Raw genomic sequence first — 5,501 nt, 5'->3', positions numbered from 1 at the left:
ACCTATCGGGTTATCAGTTGTTGCTCATCCCTGCCGAGATAAGCCCGACGCTTTTAGCATCACATGGCCATAAGTCTATGAAGTATTACCCTCATAGCGTGATGTTTGTGCGTCAACGTGTCGCACCCAAAATATTCTCAATTTCCGGGGAGGAAAGCAGGTCTTTCACATTCTGCGTCGCACCTGTGGGAATCCCGCCCCACTTACGAAAACGCTTCCAAATCTCGCAGGAAAAGGCCGCCGTCTGTTCCTCACGCAAAAGCAAGTGGAACTCATCACAGAAATACCATGTCGCCTTACCCTTGCTGCGGTTTTGGGTGACGCGCCCCCAAATCTGGTCTTGGACAATGAGCATACCGATTTTCTTTAGCTGCTTGCCCAGTTCCTTGATGTCAAAGGCCACAATGCGGTTCTGGATGTCAATGTTGGTTCTGTGGTTGAACACATTTAAGCTGCCGGACACATACAGGTCAAGGGCCTGCGCCACCCGGTCAGCCTCCGGGATATGCTGGTCTAACAGGGCTTTGTGCAGGTCTGCAAGGATGGGCATATTTTCCGGCTTGGGGTCTGCCAGATAAGGCCGGTAGATTACCTGTACCGCCCGGTCAATCACCGTCTTTTCAATGGCTTCCAGCCCGTTCTTCCCGCCCATGACAAGCTCACAGAACGACAGCACAAAGTCGGATTTTAACGCCAGCGGGTTTTCATCCTCGGAGTAGTTTAAGTTGATGTCCAGCGGGTTCACATAGTTTTTGCTGGTAGGCGACAGCTTCACCACCTGCCCATGCAGCCGCTTCACAAGAGGGTAATACTCGGCCTCTGGATCACAGATATACACATCGTCCGGGGTGCAGAGGAACACGCTCACAATCTCGGATTTACAGCTCATACTTTTGCCGCTTCCCGGCGTCCCCAGCTTTAGCCCGTTGGGGCAGCGCGCCCGTTTCCGGTCAAGCATAATCATGTTGCCGGTCTTGGCGTTGATCCCGTAGTACATGGCGTCGCCGCCCTGAAAAAGTTCCTGCGTCACAAAGGGGACGAACACGGCCACGCTGGAAGTCGTCAGGGAGCGTTCAATCTGGATATGGCTGGCCCCCAGCGGCAGGCTGCTCATAAGCCCCTGTTCCTGCTGGTAGTCCAGCCGCACAAGGGAGCAGTTGTATTTCTGTGCAATACCGGCAGCCCAGAACACATTGTTTTCCAGCTTTTGCCGGGTGTCTGCGGTGTTCAGCACCAAAAAGGTGAGCTGGAACATCCGTTCATTCCGGCTCTGCAAGGTCTTTAGCAGCTCCTTGGCGTCCTGCCCGTAGGTGGCAAGGTCGCTGGGAAGAATGTCCATGTCGTAACCGCTGCGGACAGCCCGTTTCTGTTCCTGAATCTTCATGGCGTCAAGGTCGGTGATCTTGCGCTTGACCGTCTTAATGGCGTCGCTCTGGTCGATAGCCTGCACATGGAGGTTCACTACAATGCCGTTTTCCGTGTTGAGAAAGTCGGCCAGCATTTCATCCGACAGCTCCGGGGAGAGGATTTGCAGAAAGCTTACCGCCCCGTATTTGCCGCCCAGCCCGAACATCCGGGCATTGCCGAAGCGGAACGAGGACGGAGCGATAAAGTCCTTGGTGGAAAGCCCCGACGGGGCAAGCCACTTCCAGTCAAAGGAGAACGGTTCCCCGTCCGGGTGGAAAATGCTGTGCATGACTTCCAGCCGCTGCTTGGCGTCCAGTCCCCACGCAGAGGCCCCCATGCTCTTGAAATAGCCCAAAAGGTCGGTTTCGATCCGGCGCAATCTGGCGCGGGCCATTTTCAGGCTGTCCGCCTCGACGGTATAGGTCATAAATTTCCGCTTCATCAGGCCGTTGTTCCCGTTCACAAGCTGGTCTTGCAAAATGTCGGAATACTCGCTGCGGATGTCGTCAAAGTCGTCCCCCTGCGCCCGGATTTCAAAGCTCTTGGCGTACTGCTTGGGGTCGATCTTGCGGTTGATAAAGGAAAACTGCACATGAATGGAGGCGTCCAGATAGTTGTAGAGGTCGCACAGGTTTTCAAAGAAGGCGGTCTTGGTGTCCGCCTGCGCCAGTTGGTAGCTGATGTCCGTAAACTCAATGCACTTGGAAAAGGTGCGGGGCGTCACCCGGCATACGCCGTCCTGATACATGGCCTCATAGGGAATACTGGCCTGCGCCGAATGGGGCTTGCCGTCGCCCTTATACTTTCGGATGACGGCCTGAATCTCTTTCTTTTCGGCGCGGGTGAGCTTGACCGGCGCTTTTGCGCTCGTTTCGTTCTTTTGCTTTTTGGACAATGGCGTTGACCTCCTTTTCCATTTGGGATTGCCGCACAAGGGCGGTATAAGCGTTGTTGGTCTGGTAGGGCCGTTCCTTGGGCTGGATGAAGCAGCACTCGACGATCTGGCGCACCACCACTTCAAGGGGCTGGCCGTGTTTTTCGTAAAGGGCCAGCAGAAAGCCCGGCAGCATGGCGAACACCATAATGAGCGCCGCCGCGCTGGTCGGGACGCGGCCCCGGATCAAAAAGAAAAGCGGGACGCCAATAAGCAGCGCACCGCCAAAACAAATGAGCTGGCGTTTCGTCAGCCCGAATACTACCTTGGATTTGACCTTGGTTAAATCCTTGGGGACAGTTACATAAGCCATAGATAGTCACCTCGTTTCTGGTACGGACAGGGAAAAATCGCTGTCCACTTCATTGCCCCACACATCCCAGCCGGGGGTTTTCTGTCTGGCAAACAGTTCTGCGCGGGGCAGGTCGCCCGCAAGGGCTATGATTTTCTCGCGGGTAATGTCTGGTTTCTTGCTGTGTTCCTCCACCGGGGAAATGATAAACTGATGGACGCTTTTGGAGTAACGCTTGGGATGGCCCCGTTTGGCAAGCAGACAGATTTCCGCGTTTCCTCTCGTCCAATAGCCCAGCCCGTAAAACCATGTGGGGCTTTTGCGGTTTAATTTCAGCCAGACAAAGGCCACGGTCTTAAAGGAAAAGCCCCACGCCTTAATCAGACGCAGCGCCTCCGGGAGCTGGGGGAAAGTCGCCCACAAAAACAAGAGGCAGTCTTTTTCCGCCAGCGTTTCCACCGGCAGGGCGCACAGCTCGTTAATGCTCATGGTGGGATAGTGATGTTCCGCCGCCCCTGTCCGTTTGCACTCATATCGCCACGGCGGGTCAGCGTAAAGGATGTTGTAGGTTTTCTTTTGTGTTTCCTCGATAGTTGGTATTCCTCCTGTCTGTCAATGTGCGGTAAATACGGCTTTCGATATGCTGCCGGTCTTGAACAGACAGAAGCAAAGCAAAACGGTATAGCCCATACAGCTCCAGATTGCGCCGGATATGTCGTCGGCGGTTCCGATCTGCTGGATCAGCACCGCATAAATCCCGACAACCACCATGATTAAAAAGGCTTGGAAGCCCAGCGCAAGCAGGGATTTCAAGTAGTTCTGGCCCATGCCGCGCCACTCTGCATTGCCCAGCGTGGCAAGGGGGATCGGCCCCAATGCGGTCACGGCGTAAATTTCAATCATTCTTCCATAGGTCACAAGGAAAATGCAGATGGAAAGAATGTTCATCGTCAGCCCCACAACAAGGGTCTGGAACCACAGGCCCAGCAGCGGCCCGATGTCCATTGCTTCAAGACGGCTTTCCAGATCAGGAAACAGCGTGTCAAAATCAATGCTGGTATCTCCGATAATCACCCCGGCGCTCTGGTTGACGACCTGCTGGGTGGCGTCAAATACGCCCATGACGATATTCCATGTGTTTGTCACAATGAGGATGGCAAAGGCGCTTTTGAAAATCCAGCGGAAGAACATGGAGCTGTCGAAGTCGTGCATATTGTTCTTTTCCACGATCATGTCAATTAGCTCATAGCACATCACAAGGGCGAGAATGGCCGCCGCAATGGGGACGATCACCGTTTCGGACAGGTTTTGCAGCATGGAGAAAATGCCGCCGTTCCAGTCCTGCGGGGTACTGCCCACATCCGACGCGATTTCCCCGACTTTGGTATTGACCGTGTTAAACAGGCCGGACAGGTTGCCCATGATACCGTCGATCAGGATTCCTTTGATCCATTCCCCGATTAAATCACCGATCATGTGGGGACACCTCCTTTCCCGCGCCCTCCCCGATCAGAGAGGGCGCGGAGGGTTTTCTAACACACATGGGGTTATCCCAGCAGCCCGGACAGCAGCGGAACAAGGGTCATGCCGATGAGGGCAACGCCACCTCCGGCGACAAGCTGCTTGATTCCCTGTGACTTGCTTGCCGGGTTGTCCGCCCCGTATCCCTCCAAAAGATTGACGCCGCCCCATACGCAAAGCGCGCCGCCGAGGCCCACAACGATGGTCTGCAAAGTATCAACTGCACTATTGAAAAATTCCATAAATTTACCTCCATAAATTCAGATTGTGATGGTGTTTGGGTGCAAAAAAGCCGCCGTACATAGCGGCAGCCTCACAATCCGCAGACGGCCCGGAGTTACTGGCCGTCCCACCATTCCAGCACAGCCAGCGAAAAAATCTCGCCCCATGCTTCACACAGTCTGCGGTCTATTTCCCTTGCAAGTTCTTCGGCTTCCCCGTCCGTGGGCGGGGTATCATGTTCCGCAATCCACTGGCACAGCACTGCAGCGGAAATGATCGCCCGGTAGATTTCCTGCTCATACCTGAAATAATCCGCAAATGTCCATTCGTCCGAGTGTCCCATCGGTCACGCTCCTTTCTTTGCTGCAATTTCATTTTGTTAGCTCCTTTCCATGTTTTTGATTTCGTTCGTGGACAATCCGGGGTAGCCCTTACTGCTCCAAAATATGCAAACACAGTTAACAGAAATGGATTTTTGAACAGCAAACGGGCGACAGCTTTTGACTGTCGCCCGTTGATAATCCACCAATTATAAGTTTTCGTATGAAACCAATTTTTCCATCGGGATTCTCATTTGAGAATGTCTTTCAGGGTCAATCGGTGGTTCTGCGGAATACCCAATCACTAAAATGTTAATGGGTTCCATGTTGTCCGGCAAGCAAAATTCCTTTTTGATAACTTCTGGCTGGAAGTAACAAACCCAAACAGAACCTAAACCTAATTCTGTTGCCTCCATCATCATGTGGTCTGTCAGGATGGAAGCGTCAATATCACAGGTCTGCTTTTTATCAAAAGGCCGAACCCATGCTTTATTGTGGTCTGCACATACGATGATTGCCAGCGGTGCGCCGTAAATATTTGCTCCTTTCCCAATTTTGGCAAGGCCATCTTCATCCTGTACCACAATCAAGTGTACTGGTTGGAGGTTCGCTGCTGTTGGAGCAACATGGGCTGCCTGTAAAATCCTGTTCAGTTTTTCAGGCTCCACCTTTTTGTTTGAATAGATTAGGAAAGTTCTAAGTCAGGGGCTCAAAATCAAGAGCTTGATATGAACTTCAAGCCCCTGATTTAGTACTTTCCTTTTGAACCAAGTCGCACATGCGGACCTCTTATGCCGTTTTAATG

General features: G+C 52.9%; 6 protein-coding genes and 1 pseudogene. All 7 read right to left on the bottom strand.

The genetic code is table 11. The features are described 5' to 3' along the window. Nucleotides 1–130: 130 nt before the first annotated feature. Nucleotides 131–2,302: pseudogene (locus FYJ45_RS28690) on the bottom strand (VirB4-like conjugal transfer ATPase, CD1110 family); the annotation flags it as partial. Then, entirely contained in the window at nucleotides 2,205–2,654 is a 450-nt protein-coding gene (locus FYJ45_RS28685; RefSeq protein ID WP_022788455.1) for a PrgI family protein, read from the bottom strand. The pseudogene FYJ45_RS28690 and the gene FYJ45_RS28685, both read right to left, overlap by 98 nt. A gap of 6 nt (nucleotides 2,655–2,660) precedes the next feature. Continuing rightward, the gene (locus FYJ45_RS28680; RefSeq protein WP_321170345.1) at nucleotides 2,661–3,224 is read right to left on the bottom strand and encodes an MT-A70 family methyltransferase; all 564 of its coding nucleotides are present in this window, start codon (nucleotides 3,222–3,224) and stop codon (nucleotides 2,661–2,663) included. Nucleotides 3,225–3,245: 21 nt separating this feature from the next. Then, a complete protein-coding gene (locus tag FYJ45_RS28675) occupies nucleotides 3,246–4,109 on the bottom strand; it encodes a VirB6/TrbL-like conjugal transfer protein, CD1112 family (protein WP_154468358.1) in 864 nt (287 codons plus the stop codon). Nucleotides 4,110–4,180: 71 nt separating this feature from the next. After that, on the bottom strand, nucleotides 4,181–4,396 hold the full coding sequence (locus FYJ45_RS28670; RefSeq protein WP_002566673.1) for a Maff2 family mobile element protein: 216 nt from the start codon (nucleotides 4,394–4,396) through the stop codon (nucleotides 4,181–4,183). A gap of 95 nt (nucleotides 4,397–4,491) precedes the next feature. Continuing rightward, complete coding sequence (locus FYJ45_RS28665; protein ID WP_154468357.1) at nucleotides 4,492–4,719, bottom strand: antitoxin; 228 nt, start codon at nucleotides 4,717–4,719, stop codon at nucleotides 4,492–4,494. 186 nt (nucleotides 4,720–4,905) lie between these two features. Next, nucleotides 4,906–5,382 carry a nitroreductase family protein gene (locus tag FYJ45_RS28660; RefSeq protein ID WP_321170344.1) on the bottom strand — a complete coding sequence of 159 codons (477 nt, stop codon included), beginning with the start codon at nucleotides 5,380–5,382 and terminating at the stop codon, nucleotides 4,906–4,908. Between the last annotated feature and the right edge of the window lie 119 nt (nucleotides 5,383–5,501).

The organism is Eisenbergiella porci (genome assembly GCF_009696275.1).
In the GTDB taxonomy this organism is placed as follows: domain Bacteria; phylum Bacillota; class Clostridia; order Lachnospirales; family Lachnospiraceae; genus Eisenbergiella; species Eisenbergiella porci.
This window is presented reverse-complemented; position numbering and strand designations above follow the sequence as displayed.